Here is a 16,898-nt window from a genome sequence, read left to right as displayed (position 1 = left end):
ACCTTCTCTGTGAGGGCTTGAGTCCTGCTCAAGAATGAGCAACGTTTGCCGCGTCCCGCCGAACAGCATAGAGCCCAGACCCACCATGGATGTCACCATCTACCATAATCCCGCCTGTGGGACGTCTCGCAATACGCTTGCGCTCATCCGGCATCATGGCATCGAACCGACGATCTAGCTTATCTCGATACCCCTCCTTCGGTAGACGGATTGCGGCAGATGATATCGGCAGCGGGACTTTCCGTCCGCGATGCCATTCGTGAGAAGGGCACGCCCTATCTGGATCTGGGGCTCGATGATCCTGGCCTGAGCGATGATGCATTGCTGACAGCCATAGTCGATACCCCCATTCTCATCAACAGGCCCTTCGTCGTGACACCTCTTGGCACACGGCTTTGCCGCCCCTCGGAACTGGTGCTGGACCTCCTGCCTGCGGCGCCTCAAGGCGAGTTCCGCAAGGAGGATGGTGAACCGGTGCTGGATGCTGAAGGCAAAAGGATTGTCTGACGTCCGCTTGCCGGTTGCTGCCGTGGTTCTACTCGGCATCACCCAGATCATCGGTTACGGAACGCTCTACTATTCTTTCAGCATTCTGGCGCCAGCTATTGCGCGTGATTTCGGTCATTCCACCGAGTGGATCTTCGGTCTTCTATCCTGTGCCTTGCTGGCGGGCGGATTGGTTGCGCCATGGATCGGCAAGGCTTTCGATCTCTTCGGTGCGGGCAAGGTTATGTGTTTTGGCAGTGTCGTTGCCAGTCTTGCCCTGATGATCTGCTCACTGTCTTCCGGCCTGGGGTCCTTCGCGATCTGTCTGCTTATGCTCGAAGTGGCTGCCAATCTCGTGCAGTACGGAGCAGCCTTTGCCTTGCTGGTGCAATTGCAGCCCGCCGCCGCCACGCGCAGCATTACCTATCTCACATTGATCGCCGGGTTTGCGTCCACTCTCTTTTGGCCACTCACCTCAGCGCTCGGTCGCTGGATGAGCTGGCAGGAGGTTTATCAGCTTTACGCGGCCTTGAATCTGCTGGTGTGCCTGCCGGCGCATCTTTGGCTCGCGCGCCGACTGCGTCGAACGCGCAGCTTGCAGGCAACGTCAGCGGCCTCATCGAACCAGGTGCCGGGACTTCTTTCACCCGACAAGCGTCGGCAGGGATTTCTGCTGATGGCTTTCGCCCTCTCGATGCAGGCGCTTTTAAGCTCGGCTGTGCTGGTTCATATGGTGCCATTGCTCACGGCGCTGGGGCTGGGCGGTATCGCCGTTCTTGCCGGCAGCCTGTTTGGACCCTCGCAGGTGGCGAGCCGTCTTATCAACATGCTTCTGGGCAAGGATCTCACACCGCTGACGCTGGCTCTACTCTCGGCACTGCTGATGGCCGTGTCGCCGCTGGTCCTGCTTCTGGGCGCCCCCTCGGTGGTACATGCCATTGCCTTCGCCTGCCTTTTCGGCTTCGGCAACGGGCTTTTCAGTATTACCTCGGGCACGCTGCCGCTCTATCTATTCGGAAGCGCCGGTTATGGTGCCCTGCAGGGACGCGTTACATCTGCGCGTCTCATTGCATCTGCCCTGGCCCCGTTCGCTCTTGCTTTTCTGATGGAGAACACCGGCATAAGTGTTTCACTTTCACTGCTTGGCCTGTGTGGTCTGATCAGTATTCTCGCTTTCGGGATGGTCGGCCGTTGAATTTCTAAAGTCGCTACCCGTCATTTTTGCCGCGCTCCCCCTCCTGGTTCTGGGGCTGACAGCTTCTTTGACATTTAATTCGCTCCAGCCTTCGTATCCTCTCTTCTGATGCTTTGATACGCCACCTCTCCAGCTCCTGGATCCTTCTATCGCTGTCCGATCTGCGGTTGAGTAACCTTCTCCACTTCCAAAACTTCCATAATGGCTCGCGTGAACTGGCATGTCTTGTCATCCATTCGTTCAGCCAAGCCAAGTCGCGATGAGCGGAGCTCCAATCTTTGCAGCCCTTATCGAAGTATAGAACGAACCACCAAGCAAATGTCTCGCCAAACAGATCGAATAGAACTTCACTTCGGAGGGCGCCATCTTGCTGGAGAGCAGAAATTCTCTGATAGAAGCGCATTAGAACAAAAACGGGAATCGCCTTTTCCCATGCTGTTTCTTCAGGAATTTTTTCGCGCTCCTGGATCACATCTTCTAAGTTCTCTATTGCCGTATCGCAGTAATTCTTGAGAATCAAATCAGCATTGTGGCGATGTTTCGTCATCAATTCGCTATTAAATTCTTGATGTAAATCTGCAGTTGCCTTGCGTTTCCCTATCCTAGAGTATGTCCTGGCTCGAAAAATACTTGAGAGCCAAGCATTTGCCAGCGCAATCAAAAGTGATATCGCGATACCAAGGCCTAATTTTTCGTATTCAGTTGCTGAGGTTAATAGCTGAGATACATCTTCTGCAATGTGAGATATAGACATAAAAATAACCTCAGCAGAACCAAATCTAAAAGCAACAGACTGTATGCTACGACATTATGCTTCGAGGAGGAGATTGGCAATTTTTATAATGGCGCACCCGACAGGATTCGAACCTGTGACCTTTGGAATCGGAATCCAACACTCTATCCAGCTGAGCTACGGGTGCTTTTCAGAATCGCCTGTTGAAGGCAACTGTGCCGGTGCGAGGTTCATAACAAAGGTCAGAGGCTGCATCAATCGCCCGGACTGCAAAAAAGTGGTGTGTCACTGAGAATGTTCATCCGTCAGCGATGCGGATGCAGGCGAAGTGCCTGATCGATCAACATGTTCGCGACTGTCATCCGGCGTGTCGCCTGCGCGCGGAAATCGGGATGCACGCGATCTGGATGATTGAGCTTGGCGAAAGCACGTCGTCGCGCCATCAGTTTTTCCGGCGTATCCTGAGGTTTGAGGGCAAGATCCTCGGCGATTTCCGTGTCCGTCAAACGCGCAAGATGCGGCGGCATGATAGGCTCAGGCGCAGGGGGCTTCTCAGCCTTGGAGGGCGTCTGTTCTTCATCAAGGCCATAAAGCCGATGTAGGTTCTCTGTCGGCGCGGGCTCAGGCCTCTCCCAAGTTTCCGTGACGAACCCCATTGGCAGGCCAGACACACGAAAACTGGCCTGCGGCTGGGCAGCGGCCTCTTGCGCATCTTCGTCGTCAAGCCGTGTCAGAATGGACTGGAAGACAGATTTTCCGAACAGCATCGGCTCCCCTTTCAGAGAGACATTGTGCAGCAGCCAGTTGGTGCGGAGCTTGTGCGCCGCACCCCTTTGCGTCGGCGGCTTTGTTCAAGCCTGATTTTGGCTTTGGGATTGCACGCCGGCCAGGTCGCTTGACTGACTTTGCGACTGGCTCTGGCCCGGACCTTCGACCCTCAGCGTCACCGTCAGGTTTTCGCCTGCGGAACCAATGCGCATGCCTGAAACCGGAGCTGCATCGCTATAGCAGAGGCCGGAGGCAATGCGGACATAGCGCTCATCGGGACATATCTTGTTGGCCGCATCAAAGCCAACCCATCCAAGGCCCGGAATATGAACCTCTGCCCAGGCATGCGTTGCCGCCTGCTCAATCCGGTCTTCCATCATCAGGTAGCCGGACACATAACGCGCCGGAAGTTTCAAATGACGCGCCGCCGAAACAAAGATATGGGCATGGTCCTGACAGACGCCAGCCTTTGCTTCGAGAGCCTCTTCGGCGGTAGTTTCAGAAGAGGTAGAGCCGGGTTTGTATTCCACGCTCGCGTGGATCATTTCCATCAAGGCGTGCATCTGCGCAAGCTCGCTATCGCCGGTCACGCCACGGGCCAGTTCTTTGACGAGCTTGCCCGGCTTAGTGCGTTCCGTCTCCCGCAGGTAGAGCCACAGCGGCACAAACCCGTGGTGGGGACCGAGCACGCCTGCACGGTCGATCGTCTCCACTTCACCTGTGGCGATGATGCGAATGGTGTGTTCCCCACCTTCGATCGAGACAAGATCCACCCGGTTGCCGAACTGGTCGTTATATCCAGCCTCGACCTTGGCGCCCTCGACACTCAGTGACCAGTGGAGCACCGTTTGTATATGGCTCGACTGCGGGTGTAGTCGAAGACGCTGGAGTGCATAGGCAACCGGCTCTTCATAGAGATATTCGGTCGTATGAGAAATCTTTAAACGCATATGGCCAATCCGTCCCCCGGTGTGCCCATGCCCCGCTCAACGGTAGAAGCGGTAGCCTTCCGAAATTTCGACGCTGAGCTGATTGTTGCGGCTGATGAAATCCTCAAGGAATTCGTGCAGACCCTGATCCATCACATCGCCGATCTCGCCCCGTTTCAGCATGGTGCGGATGCTATCCGCAGTATCATGCGCTGTGTGACGCTCGCCGTAATCCTCCGCCAGATAGCGCAGATTGCTGACGATCTTCTCGTAGCAATAGGCGAGCGACCTTGGCATGCGGCGATTGAGAATGAGGAAGTCGGCGATGTTGGAAGGGCGATACTCCGCATCATAGACCCAGCCGTAGGACCTGTGCGCCGAAACCGACCGCAGGATGGATTCCCACTGGAAATTGTCGAGCGATGAGCCCACCTGACTCACGGCTGGCAGCAGCACGTAATACTTCACGTCCAGAATACGGCTGGTATTGTCCGCACGCTCGATGAAGGTGCCGATGCGTGAGAAGTTATAAAGATCGTTGCGCAGCATGGAGCCGTGGAAGGCACCGCGGATCAGACCCGCACGCCGCTTGATCGTATCGATCACAGCCGGCAGATCCGCAGGCTTCACCCGCTTTTCCAAGAGCTGCTTGAGTTCGATCCAGCATTCGTTGGTCGCTTCCCAGGTTTCACGGGTCAGCGCGGTGCGTACCATGCGCGCATTGTTGCGACCGGAATCGATGCAGGACATGACGCTGGAAGGGTTCGTTTTTTCACGCAACAGATAGTCGATCGCGTTCGCTGTGGTCACCTTGCCGTGCAGGTCCACATATTCGTCGCGCACGCCTGCGCTTTGCAGCACGCCATCCCAATCCTCATCCGTTGAGCCTGTCCGCGTCAGCGAGACGCGCAGACCCGCATCGACAAGGCGCGCGATGTTTTCGGCGCGCTCGATATATCGGAACATCCAGTAGAGGCCGTTCGCAGTTCTTCCCAGCATATTCGCTCAGTCCTCTAGAACCCACGTATCTTTGGTGCCGCCGCCCTGGCTGGAATTGACCACCAGGGATCCCTTTTTCAGGGCGACGCGGGTCAGCCCGCCCGGAATGATCTTGACCTCCTTGTCGGATACCAGAACGTAAGGGCGCAGATCCACGTGGCGGGGCGCAATGCCCTTGTTGACGAGGATCGGCACTGTGGACAGCGAAAGCGTTGGCTGGGCAATGTAGTTGGAGGGGCGGGCGCTCAGCTTTTCGGCGAAATCGCTTCGCTCCTTCTTCGATGCTGTCGGCCCGACCAGCATGCCATAGCCGCCGGAGCCGTGAACCTCCTTCACGACCAGTTCTTCCAGATGCTCCAGAACGTATTTCAGGCTGTCGGGCTCCGAACAGCGCCAGGTGGGCACGTTTTCCAGCAGCGGTTTGCGGCCGGTATAGAACTCGACGATTTCCGGCATGTAGGAGTAGATCGCCTTGTCGTCCGAAATGCCGGTTCCCGGCGCATTGGCAATGGTGATGTTGCCGGAGCGGTAGACATCCATGATGCCGGGAATACCGAGCGCTGAATCCGGCCGGAACGTCAGCGGATCGAGAAAGTCATCGTCCACGCGCCGGTAAAGCACATCGATGGCTTCATAGCCGCGCGTGGTGCGCATCTTCACCTTGCCATCTATGACGCGCAGATCCGATCCTTCGACCAGTTCGACACCCATGGTATCGGCCAGGAAGGAGTGTTCGTAGTAAGCGGAATTGTAGATGCCGGGCGTCAGAACCGCCACGCGCGGCTTGCCCTTGCAGCCGGGAGGGGCGAGCGATGCCAGCGATTGCCGCAGCAGATAGGGGTAGTCCTCCACCCGCTGCACCTTGTTCATGGCGAAGAGTTCCGGGAACATCTGCATCATGGTTTCCCGGTTCTCCAGCATGTAGGAGACGCCGGATGGCGTGCGGGCATTGTCTTCCAGCACATAGAACTGGTCTTCGCCGGTGCGCACGATATCGGTGCCGACGATGTGGGTGTAGACCCCGCCCGGTGGCTTGAAGCCGATCATTTCCGGAAGGAAGGCTTCGTTCTTCTCAATCAGCTCGCGCGGGATTCGCCCTGCGCGGATGATCTCCTGTTTGTGGTAGATGTCGTCCAGAAAGGCGTTCAGCGCCAGAACCCGCTGCTCGATGCCCTGGGCCAGCTTGCGCCATTCGCGCGCTGAGATGATGCGGGGAATGATATCGAAGGGGATGAGTTTTTCCGAAGAATCGGCATGCCCGTAGACTGCGAATGTGATGCCGGTCCTTCGGAAGATTGATTCCGCGTCCTGCGATTTCTGGATCAGATGCGCAGGATCCTGTGCGGAATACCACTCCTGGTAAGTCTTGTATGGTGGGCGCGGAAGGTCTTCCGCAGTCAACATTTCATCAAATGCCAATGGTGCGTTCCCCGATTTTGGACCATAAGAGTACAACGCAAACAGCATTGCAAGAACCATGCGTCATCGAAAAACAAATTTATTAGGCAATGCTGTGCGATGGCTTGAGACAAAGCGCAAAGTCGCGCCAGAATGCTCGAAGAATGGGCGCGTCGATGGCCTAACCCTCAGGCAAAAGCACTGCATTTGCTATCTTTCCCATTTCCGTAATTGTTCAACACTTCTGCTTTGCCTTGTTCCTGCATGAGGTTTGAGCAGCATCTGCACAATCTATCAGCATTCAATTCAAGGCTAAAGTGATGCTTGACCGTCTGGCCCCCGCCATCTTTGTCGTTCTCTGGTCAACAGGGTGGATCGTTGCCAAGATTGCTGCCGTTCATGCTGACCCTCTGACCTTTCTCAGCGCTCGGCACGCGCTCGCAGCGGTTGTCTTTGCCGGTTTCGTTATGGTCTCGAAAGCACAATGGCCACGCACGCTGAAGCAGGGCCTGCATGCGTTTCTGTCCGGCATTCTGTTGCATGGCCTGTATCTGTCAGGGCTCTGGTGGGCGATCGGGCAGGGCGTTCCGGCTGGTCTTTCGGGCGTCATTGCCGGGCTTCAGCCACTGCTGACGGCGGCTTGTGCCTTCCTGCTCCTGAGAGAGAGGATCAGCCGCACGCAGATTGCCGGTCTGGCGCTCGGTTTCGCAGGCATAGCAATCGCTGTGTCGCCTCAGTTTGCCGGGGTTCTGCAGCACGGCCTGACAGGACTTGCGGTGCCAGTGCTGGTCAATCTCGTTGCCATGCTGTCTGTCACGCTCGGCACGCTCTACCAGAAGCGATTCCTCGGTGAGGGGGATCTGCGCAGCATTGCGACGCTGCAATATCTCGGTGCCTTTGCGATTACCGCGCCGCTTGCCTATGCTCTGGAAACCGGCCGCTTTGACTGGACGCTGCCCGCCATCGGCGCCATGGCCTGGTCGGTGCTCGGCATCTCCATGGGCGCTGTTGGCCTGCTTCTCTACCTGATCCGTCGCGGACAGGTCTCACGCGCGGCATCCTTGATCTACATGATGCCGCCGCTGGTTGCCATTGAAGCCGCAGTGCTGTTTGGCGAGGCGCTAACCGTGCCGATGGTGATTGGAACAGTGATCGTGGTGGCGGGCGTCTATCTGGTTAATCGCAATCCGGACGCCTGAGACGGCAAAACCCGCCCTCGTTGCCGAGAGCGGGTTCCTCAAATCAGGATATGTGTGATCGATCAGGCGCGATCGCGGCGCTTTTGCTGCCCTTCGCCACCAAACTTGACAGGACCACCGTTGCCGCCGGTCTTGGCCTGGCCGGGGCGTCCCTGTCCACCACGATGCGGGCGCTTTGCACCCGGCTCGTGTGCGCCGTGGCTTGCGTGGTCACGCTTGCCATGGCCCTGCGGACGGCCATCGGCGCGATGAGGCCGACCTTCGCCCTGCGGACCGCCGAACTGCTTCTTGCGGCCCTGTCCGAAGTCCGTCGTGGCGGCCAGATCATTGTCTGCTTCTAAACGCGGCGCTTCTTCACCACGACGCTGGCCGCGGAAGTCTTCGTTACGCTGGCGGGCAGGGCGGCTGTTTCCACGGCCTTCGCCGCGCTCCAGTGCTGCCTCACCATCAGCGAAGATGGGCCGGCGTGCCGGACGAGCTTCGCCGCGGTTGCGGTTTGCAGAACGCTGGCCACCTTCACGATTGCCATCTTCACGATTGCCACCTTCGCGATTGCCACCATCACGACCCCCACCATTGCGAGCCTTGCTCGGGCGCGCGGGGCTGCGCATTTCAGCTGGACGCTGGCCCGATGAGACGGTGATTTCGATGTTCATCAGTCGCTCGATATCGCGCAACAGACGCGTTTCATCCGGTGCGCAGAACGCAATCGCGATGCCATCGCGGCCTGCACGAGCGGTGCGGCCAATGCGGTGAACATAGGCATCCGGCACTTCCGGCAGGTCATAGTTGAAGACGTGCGTAACGCCGGGAATGTCGATGCCGCGGGCTGCCACGTCGGTCGCTACGAGCACCTTGATCTCACCATCGCGGAAGGCCTTCAATGCCCGTTCGCGCTGGCCCTGGCTCTTGTTGCCATGGATCGAGGCAACGGCAAACTGTTGATCTGCGAGGTGCTTGGAAAGCTTTTCTGCGCCATGCTTGGTGCGCAGGAACACCATGGAACGGCCATCCGGATTCGCCAGAAGGGCGTTCTTCAGAAGCACGGTCTTGTCGTTCTTGCCGGCCACGAAGTGGACATACTGCTCGACCTTGTCGGCAGCCTTGCCCGGAGGGGTAACCTCGACCTTGACCGGATCCTTGAGGTAGTCACCTGCCAGATCGGCAATCGCCTTCGGCATAGTGGCCGAGAACAGCAGCGTCTGGCGCTTGTTCGGCACCATCTTGGAAATCTTGCGCAGATCGTGGATGAAGCCGAGGTCCAGCATCTGGTCCGCTTCGTCAAGCACGAGATAACGCACGGTCGTCAAACCAATGGCTCGGCGGCTGACGAGGTCGAGCAGACGGCCAGGCGTGGCAACCAGGATATCGGTGCCCTTTTCCAGCATCTGCTGCTGCTTGTTGATCGAAGCGCCGCCAACGACGGAGTTGATCTTGAGCGGCGTGCCGCGAACATAGGCTTTGAGATTTGCAGCGATCTGGTTCACGAGTTCGCGGGTCGGGGCCAGGATGAGCGTGCGGGTGGTACGGTTGTCGGGGCGCTTTGCGTCCTTCAAAAGCATCTCGATGAGCGGCAGACCAAATGCTGCCGTCTTGCCTGTGCCTGTCTGGGCAAGGCCAATCATGTCGCGGCCCTGGAGAAGAAGCGGGATCGCCTGCTCCTGGATTGGGGTCGCCGTTTCGTAGCCCAGCTGGGAGAGAGTGGCTACGATCTGCTTGGAAAGACCAAGCTCATGGAAATTCGTCAAGTCGAATACCTTTCGGGGCGCCAAACGAGGATGCCCGGTCAGGCACCATGCCGAACCGGTTTCATCTGGCGTCAAGAACCCCGCGTGAATTGGGAACTTGTGTGTGGAAACTGCTTTCCAGCGCTGGCCAAATAAGGCCAATACTCGTGGCGCTTGCCTTCTTCGCGAGCCATTTTCGTCGCAGGGCCAGCTCACGCGGCGGCCGGAAGGTGAAAGCTGGGCTGCATGTGCTGCTTTGCACACAAAAAGTCAAGAGCCCGCGGCCATATTGGCACGGGCTCACGCAATTATCATCCGTTCCAAGGCCAAGCGGCACAGCCAGCAGGCTCAGGATTGGTACTTGGAATTAGTAAGGGCACACCCGCACCCGGAATGCCTCGCCCCAATCATTCTCGCGCCATTCATAATGGCAGCGTGGTGCAGGCGCCGGGCGATAATATGTGCGCTCGTAGTAAACGCGGCGCGGCGGCGGCGACGGCGGATCGATGTAAACTGGGCCTTCGTAAACCGGACCGCGAGGCTGCGAGGCAATGGCGCCGCCAATCAGGCCGCCGACGAGGCCACCGGCAAGGCCAGCCGCGAAATCGTCCCGGGCTTCCGCCGCAGGCGCCGTGACCGCCAGCGCGCTTGTCACTGTTGCAACCGCCAGACCGGACGTTATGACTTTGCTCAATGCGAACATGGATCTTTCCTTTCACCCATCTGGGCACATTCCGAGAGTGAAATATAAAGGCGGCAGTTTGATGGAAAAGGCTCAGGAGAAGTCTGAACAGGCGTTCAGCCAGACGAAACGTGAAATTGTTCTGATGGATCAAATCTGCTCGCAGTGCTGGCAATATGGCCTGACTTTGGCAGATGCGCGGCAAATCTGTGAATGCCAATAAAGATGGGTTCGATACTTCTCGGGTCCGCTCACCGGTTCAAATGCAGAATTCCTGTGGCTTATGTCCCGGTTTATCAAGCGTTGATTAACTATACCCGTGTCAATTCATAAGAAACCGCGCAACATGCGAATCATCGATCCGTACTTCTGCGTGGTTCGTGGGGGATGAGTTGGAGAACGACAGCGCTTTACTGGAGAAGGCCTGCCGCCGGATCGGCGATCTGACGACGCCTGCCTTCATCAAGGATGGCAGCCTGCGCTATGTGGCGGTCAATGACGCCTATGCAAGCTTCTGCGGCATTCCGCTTCACCTGTTCAAGGGCCGTCGCGCCGAGGATATCCGTGGATTGACTGAGACTTCAGAGCTTGAAGACAAGCAGAGGCGGGCTCTTGTCTTCGGGACGGAAGAAGTCGCGACCGAAAGGGAAAATTCCGGCCGTCCGCTCTATGACATCCAGATCGAACGTTTCCTGTCACATGACGACAGCGCTTTTCTTTTTGTTCTCTATCTGCCGTATGCAGCGTCAAAGGCGCCGCTCGTCCCGGATGGCCGTACCCTGCCCGACGATCTGTCGGATCTGGCCGTCCTCGGACCGTCTCTCGATCTTCTCAACGCCGGAATTGCGATCTACGACCAGAACGAGACGCTGGTCTTTTTCAATGAACACATACGCCTGCACTTTGAGGCGCTCAATACGCCTTTGTCCATTGGACGCAGGCTTTGCGACATTGTTGCAGATGCGTTCCGCGCCGGTGAGGCGGTAGACGACTATGGCACAGAAGCCAGCTTGATGGGCGACGAGGCTGTCGAGGCTCGTCTTGAGCTTCTGCGCAGGCCGGAATGGCATGCCGTGGAGCCGATGCCGGATGGCCGCTGGCTGCGCAGCGTGAACAAGCGGCTGGACAATCGCTGGATGATCATGCTGCGGCAGGATGTGACAGACCAGAAGGTGCAGGAAATGCGCCTGGCGCGTGAGGTGGAAGAAAGCCAGATCTACCGCGCTGCCTTTGAAGATCTACCGGTCGCCGTGTTTCTGCGGGATAGCCGCCGCCGCATCGTCTACGTCAACCGTATCTATGAGGAAATGCTGGGAGGCGACCGGCAAAAATTCATCGGCAAGACCGAGGAGGAGATGTTCCCTGAGGCGGCAGAGCTCTACCGCGAGGAAAACGAGAGGTTGCTGCAACAGGGCGGCCGGATCGAAAAAGACGAGGATGTCATTTTCCAGGATGGACGCGTCATGGCGGCCATCACCCGACTTGGTCGCATTTCCTCGCCTTCGGGAGAAACCTACATTGTCGGCTCGGTGACCGATGTCAGCCTTGTGAGGGATGCCCAGCGTCGCGCCGAATATTTGCATGAGCAGCTGAAGGCCATTCTTGAGGCGCTTCCCGTTGGTATTGCTATCCTCGATAGCGATCTTCGCCTTGAATATGTGAACAATGCTTTGAACGAGTTCTGGCGGGCAGACGGCGACGAGTTCCGCAACTGGACCGGCGAACACTATGAGGACTTCCTGCGGTTCAATTTCGCGCGGGGAATGTACGATCACGAAAATGTTGATGTTGAGACATTGATCCGTCAACGAAAGGAGATGCTGCGCCATCCCGGTCCCATTCCGCAATTCGAACTGTCCAATCCCAATGGTCGTCGAATTCTTGTGGACCGGATGCATGTGAGCGGCGACAAGATCCTGTTCACCTGTGTGGATATCACCGCAATCCGCCGCCGGGAGCAGGAAGCCCTGGAGGCAAGAGAGGCGCTAGACAAACACGCGGACATGATGCGCGATGCCACTGGCGCCATGTCGCAGGGCATTCTCATCATGCATGGCGAGGACATCGCATTCTGCAATGATGCGGTCCACCGCCTTCTGGATCTTCCCGAGGACGATCTTCAGGTGGGTAAGCAATGGCGACCGCTTTACCAGCGACTGATCGAGCGAGGCAATATTCCAGACGCCGACAAGGTGGTCCTTCAGTTGCTGGAGTGGGCGCAGGGGCCTGTCGGCGGGGCAAGTGCGAAAGTCTCCATGTGTATCGGTGGCGATCGTTTCATCGACCTCGAAATGAAGAAGAGCGGAGAGAAGCAGTATCTCGCCGTCTACACCGATGTCACCGAGATTCGCCACCGCGAGCGGGAGCTTCAGCGTCTGCTGGCGCGGGCGGAAGCTGCCGACAAGGCGAAATCGGAATTCCTCGCCAATATGAGCCATGAGATCCGCACGCCGATGAATGGCGTCCTTGGCATGGCTGAGCTGCTTTCCAAATCCAATCTCGATACCAAGCAGAAGACGTTTACCGAGATCATCGTGAAATCGGGCAAGACGCTGATGACGATCATCAACGATATCCTGGATTTCTCGAAGATCGATGCAGGGCAGATGACGCTGCGCAAGGTGCCGTTCGATGTCATCGACGCCGTGGAGGATGTCGCAACGCTTCTGTCCTCCTCTGCGGCGGAAAAGGATATCGAGCTCATCGTCAAGGCAAGCGGTGGGGGCCTTCGCGTGCTTGGCGATGCCGGGCGCTTCCGGCAGATCGTCACCAATCTGCTGGGCAATGCAATCAAGTTTACGGAGCAGGGGCATGTGCTGGTGGATGTCCATGCGGAGTGGAGCGAAGACAACCGCGTTTCTCTTCACTTGAGTATCGAGGATACTGGTATCGGCATTCCGGATGACGAACTGGACCGGATCTTCGAGAAGTTCTCACAGGTTGACGGCTCATCAACGCGACGGCACGAGGGAACCGGTCTGGGACTGTCCATCACGGCCGGTCTGGTTGAAATCTTCGGCGGTACGATCCGGGTTGAGAGCAAGATCGGGCAGGGGTCCATCTTTTCGGCCGTTCTACCCTTTGACGCGGCACCGGGAAGCGCTGTGGTACTCACCACGCCAGCCAGCGTGCAGAACGCAAAAATTCTCGTGATCGACGACAATCCCATCAATCGGCAGATCCTCTCCGAACAACTTGCATCCTGGGGCTTCGACGGCGTTGCGGCCGCCAGCGGTGAGGAGGGGCTTGCCGTTCTCAAGGCGGCGGACCAGTTTGGTGTACGGGTCGATGCCCTCATCCTCGATTACCAGATGCCTGAAATGAACGGGCTTGCGGTCGCAGCAGCCATTCGCAAAGATGCCCGGCTGGCCGATCTGCCGATCATTTTCCTGACATCCATGGACACGGCGCATGCAGAGGTGGGCAACGAAGGTCTCAACCTTCAGGCGCATCTCATGAAGCCGGCGCGCGGGCAGTTGCTGCACTCCACGCTCGTCGATGTGGTGCGAAATGGCAGGCGAGACAGCGACGCTTCGGCGGCTGCAAGGCAAGTTTCATCTAGGCCCGTCAAGCCTGTTGCCAGTGCTGCGCTGCTTGGTTCGGTCCTGAAGGGCAACGGTGCTCGTAGGTCGTCCAGAGGGCTTGAAGTTCTCGTGGCCGAAGACAATGAGGTTAACCAGATTGTTTTCACCCAGATCCTGCAATCCATGGGCGTGCGCTTCCGCATGGTGGAAAATGGAGAGCAGGCCGTTGCCGCCTGGACGCAGGAAAGACCGCGCCTCATCCTGATGGATGTCTCGATGCCGCTGATGAACGGACATCAGGCAACCCGCCGCATCCGGGAAATCGAGCGGTCGGACGGTGGCCATACCCCCATTATCGGCGTGACGGCCCATGCGCTGGAAAGCGACCGTGATCTCTGTCTGGCAGCGGGAATGGATGACTACCTCTCCAAGCCGATCAGTCCGGAAATCCTGATCGCCAAGATCAGTGAGTGGTATTCACCGGACTCGGAAGCCGACGGCGCCTTTCAGGTTTGATCATGCTGGATCGGGTGAAGGCCTGATACCACACAACATTTCTCGCTTGCCCGCAAAACCCGGTCGTCGTTCCACGACAAAGCCTGCCGCCTGCAGGTTTCTCCGCACGAAGCCTGCCGCTGCATAAGTGGCAAATGTACCGTCCATGGCGGCTTTCTCACAGACTGCCGTCATAAGCTCCAGCGACCACATGGCCGGATTGCGGGACGGTGCGAACCCATCCAGAAACCATGCATCGAACGCGCCATCCCAACGGGGAACGTTTGAACCCGCTTCGCCGCAGACTACAGTGAGGCGAACCCGGTCGTTCAGGCGCAGCGAGATGATGCCTTCGGGCTGTTCCGGCCAGAGGGCGGTGAGTGCCTTGCGCTCAGCATCCACCTCCGGCCAATGGGCAAGCGCGCGGTCTATTTCGTTTGCGGCCATCGGCAGCAGTTCGAAAGAGGTGAAATGCAGGCTTGCCTCTGAAGGTGCCGTCTGCTGCCACTGGCGCCATGTCTCGCAAAAGTTCAGGCCCGTTCCGAAGCCGAGTTCGCCGATGCGGAATTCGCCCGGTCTCTGCCAGCGCTGCGGCAGACCGTTTCCAGCCAGAAACACGTGGCTGCATTCGAGCCTGCCATCGGTCTGACAATAAAAGTGATCGCCAAACTGGGTGGAATAGGGCATATCGCCCTCGCGCCATTCCAGCGGTGCCGCCTCGTTTTCAGTCTGTCCGGGAGCCGTCATGGTTCATCCTTTTCTGACCCATGCGGATAATGTGCTGCCCTCCGGCGGTCAATCCGTATCGGCAAGGCGCACTGTCGATCTTCTCGTCATCGGTGCAGGTGTCATGGGGCTGTGGCTTGCGCTGAAGGCTGGCCGCGCTGGAGTGAAGACCCTGCTTGTCGATGCAAAGGCGCCCGCCTCGGGTGCAAGCGGTGGCCTGCTCGGTGCCCTGATGGCGCACACACCTGACCGATGGAATGAGAAGAAGCAGTTTCAGTTCGATGCGCTCGTGCAACTCGAAGAGGAGATAGCGCGGCTGGAGGCTGAAACAGGCCTTTCCTGCGGTTATAGCCGGTGCGGGCGGCTGATCCCGCTGCCCAAGCCGCATCTGCGAGAAATTGCAGAACGCAATGGCGAGGATGCAGTTCTTCGATGGCAGAACGGCGAGAGGCGTTTCGACTGGCGGGTGCTGGATGCACCTGCAGATCCAGATTGGCTTTCTCCGGACATGTGTGCAGCCGGTTTGATCGAGGATGGTCTGGCAGGACGTGTGTCGCCGCGCAGTCTGATCGTCGCGCTCGTGGCTGCCTGCGACCAGTTGCCGACCGTAAGCAGGCTGGATGGTGAGGCCGTGCCTAAGCTTCTCGCCGATCGAGCTGTCCTGTCGAATGGCGAGGATATCCTGTTCGGTCAGGCTGTGGTTGCGGCAGGCGTCGGTTCATTTGCTCTGCTGGATGGGCTGGGGCCGGTGCTTTCCAGACCGTTGGGGCGTGGCGTGAAAGGGCAGGCGGCCTTGGTGCAGGTTGATGTTCCGGCAGACGCTCCGATCATTTATCTCAACGGTGTCTATGTGGTGCCGCACGAGGATGGCAGGGTCGCAATCGGAAGTACGAGCGAGGAAGAGTTCGATGCGCCGTTCGACACGGATCATCGGCTGGACGCGCTTGTCGAAAAGGCGCGGGCTCTATGTCCGGCGATTGCCGAGGCGCCAGTGGTGGAGCGGTGGGCCGGCTTGCGGCCAAGGGCGGTGGACCGCGATCCGATGATCGGCCCGCATCCCGATGCGCCCAATGTTTTCGCACTGACGGGTGGTTTCAAGGTCTCCTTCGGTATTGCCCATCGTCTGGCGGATATGGTTCTGCGCGGGATGGCAGGACAGCCAATGGTGGTTCCGGGTAGTTACCTGCTGGCGCATCATCTGAAAGTTGCATCGACAGAATGATGTCGACATATCCGTGTCGTCACGCTGTCATCTGAATCACCTATCTGCTGCTCGGCGAGGTCGGGGGACCTTGGAGGTTAGCAGATGCGGTATGCCATTAATTTCACGCCGACGGCGGCAGATCCATTGACCATTGCCGCATCGCAATGGCTTGGGCGAAATGCATTTTCCGGTGAGGCCATGGAGTTGCCGTTCATCCGGGAACTCGGCCTGCACGAGATTGCCTTCAACACAGCGGTGCCGCGTCGCTATGGCTTTCACGCGACGCTGAAGCCGCCCTTCCGGCTGGCCGATGGCATGACCGAACCCATGCTACTCAGGCACCTACTGCATTTCACGGGTCAGCATCAGCCGGTGCCTTTGCCGCGTCTCGAAGTTGTGCGGCTTGGAAACCGTTTCGCGCTTGTGCCCGATCGCCCATGCCCGGACCTCAACCATCTGGCATCGAGCGTCGTGATGCATTTCGATTCTTTCCGGGCTCCGCTTTCGGAAGCGGAACTGGATCGGGTCGATACGGAGCGCCTGTCGGCATCGCAGTTTTCCAACCTGCACCGGTTTGGCCATCCGCATGTGATGGACGAGTTCCGTTTTCACATGACGCTGACCGGCCCCGTGGGGGCTGCGGAAATGCCGGTCTTCGAACAGGTGCTGAAGCGCTATTTCGAGCCCATTCTCCAGCGCCCGCAGGTTCTGTTCAATCTTGCGCTGTTTGTCGAGACAGAACCGGGTGCGCCGTTTCTGGTACACTCGCTCCATCCTCTGGGCAGTGTCTCTGCGCGGCGGATTGCCTGAAAGGGCAAATTGAAAATGTCTTG

At 58.1% G+C, this 16,898-nt stretch carries 13 protein-coding genes, 1 tRNA gene and 1 pseudogene; 6 read left to right on the top strand and 9 right to left on the bottom strand.

Annotated features, from left to right (window positions below; genetic code table 11):
- The first annotated feature begins 85 nt into the window (after positions 1-85).
- Together arsC and arsK are read left to right on the top strand one after the other, a co-directional pair.
- Positions 86-507, top strand: a pseudogene (gene arsC / locus E8M78_RS17140) (arsenate reductase (glutaredoxin)).
- Positions 500-1,681, top strand: coding sequence for an arsenite efflux MFS transporter ArsK (gene arsK, locus E8M78_RS17135; protein WP_246658367.1), 1,182 nt, complete (start codon positions 500-502; stop codon positions 1,679-1,681). Before arsC ends, arsK begins: the two are co-directional and overlap by 8 nt.
- Positions 1,682-1,694: 13 nt before the next feature.
- Here the strand turns inward: arsK and E8M78_RS17130 are convergent, their stop codons facing one another.
- From E8M78_RS17130 to E8M78_RS17105, 6 genes are all read right to left on the bottom strand, one after another.
- A complete protein-coding gene (locus tag E8M78_RS17130) occupies positions 1,695-2,435 on the bottom strand; it encodes a hypothetical protein (RefSeq protein ID WP_137136194.1) in 741 nt (246 codons plus the stop codon).
- A gap of 89 nt (positions 2,436-2,524) precedes the next feature.
- Positions 2,525-2,601 (bottom strand) — tRNA-Arg (locus E8M78_RS17125).
- A gap of 118 nt (positions 2,602-2,719) precedes the next feature.
- Complete coding sequence (locus tag E8M78_RS17120; RefSeq protein ID WP_137136193.1) at positions 2,720-3,181, bottom strand: hypothetical protein; 462 nt, start codon at positions 3,179-3,181, stop codon at positions 2,720-2,722.
- An 84-nt stretch (positions 3,182-3,265) separates the two neighbouring features.
- Entirely contained in the window at positions 3,266-4,132 is an 867-nt protein-coding gene (locus E8M78_RS17115) for a transglutaminase family protein (RefSeq protein WP_137136192.1), read from the bottom strand.
- Positions 4,133-4,168: 36 nt separating this feature from the next.
- On the bottom strand, positions 4,169-5,110 hold the full coding sequence (locus tag E8M78_RS17110) for an alpha-E domain-containing protein (protein WP_137136191.1): 942 nt from the start codon (positions 5,108-5,110) through the stop codon (positions 4,169-4,171).
- 6 nt (positions 5,111-5,116) lie between these two features.
- On the bottom strand, positions 5,117-6,529 hold the full coding sequence (locus E8M78_RS17105) for a circularly permuted type 2 ATP-grasp protein (RefSeq protein WP_137136190.1): 1,413 nt from the start codon (positions 6,527-6,529) through the stop codon (positions 5,117-5,119).
- A 296-nt stretch (positions 6,530-6,825) separates the two neighbouring features.
- Here E8M78_RS17105 and E8M78_RS17100 point away from each other — a divergent pair, with 296 nt between their 5' ends.
- Positions 6,826-7,707, top strand: a complete 882-nt coding sequence (locus E8M78_RS17100; RefSeq protein WP_137136189.1) for a DMT family transporter — start codon at positions 6,826-6,828, stop codon at positions 7,705-7,707.
- A 62-nt stretch (positions 7,708-7,769) separates the two neighbouring features.
- Here the strand turns inward: E8M78_RS17100 and E8M78_RS17095 are convergent, their stop codons facing one another.
- A complete protein-coding gene (locus E8M78_RS17095; RefSeq protein WP_137136188.1) occupies positions 7,770-9,455 on the bottom strand; it encodes a DEAD/DEAH box helicase in 1,686 nt (561 codons plus the stop codon).
- 346 nt (positions 9,456-9,801) lie between these two features.
- The gene (locus E8M78_RS17090; RefSeq protein ID WP_137136187.1) at positions 9,802-10,137 is read right to left on the bottom strand and encodes a hypothetical protein; all 336 of its coding nucleotides are present in this window, start codon (positions 10,135-10,137) and stop codon (positions 9,802-9,804) included.
- A gap of 371 nt (positions 10,138-10,508) precedes the next feature.
- Here E8M78_RS17090 and E8M78_RS17080 point away from each other — a divergent pair, with 371 nt between their 5' ends.
- Positions 10,509-14,156: a response regulator gene (locus E8M78_RS17080; protein ID WP_137136185.1), complete on the top strand. Its 3,648-nt coding sequence runs from the start codon at positions 10,509-10,511 to the stop codon at positions 14,154-14,156.
- On the opposite strand, the gene mnmD is transcribed toward E8M78_RS17080, so the two are convergent.
- Positions 14,157-14,882 (bottom strand): tRNA (5-methylaminomethyl-2-thiouridine)(34)-methyltransferase MnmD, encoded by a 726-nt coding sequence (gene mnmD / locus E8M78_RS17075; RefSeq protein WP_137136184.1) that lies wholly within the window; start codon positions 14,880-14,882, stop codon positions 14,157-14,159. It abuts the gene before it with no gap.
- Between mnmD and E8M78_RS17070 the strand changes: the two genes are divergently transcribed.
- Both E8M78_RS17070 and E8M78_RS17065 read left to right on the top strand, forming a co-directional pair.
- The gene (locus E8M78_RS17070) at positions 14,881-16,083 is read left to right on the top strand and encodes an FAD-binding oxidoreductase (protein ID WP_137136183.1); all 1,203 of its coding nucleotides are present in this window, start codon (positions 14,881-14,883) and stop codon (positions 16,081-16,083) included. The two genes, mnmD and E8M78_RS17070, sit on opposite strands and share 2 nt — an antisense overlap.
- 84 nt (positions 16,084-16,167) lie before the next feature.
- Complete coding sequence (locus E8M78_RS17065) at positions 16,168-16,875, top strand: DUF1045 domain-containing protein (protein WP_137136182.1); 708 nt, start codon at positions 16,168-16,170, stop codon at positions 16,873-16,875.
- The last annotated feature ends 23 nt before the right edge of the window (positions 16,876-16,898 follow it).

The sequence above is a fragment of the Rhizobium sp. FKY42 genome (assembly GCF_005222835.1).
GTDB lineage: Bacteria > Pseudomonadota > Alphaproteobacteria > Rhizobiales > Rhizobiaceae > Neorhizobium.
This window is presented reverse-complemented; position numbering and strand designations above follow the sequence as displayed.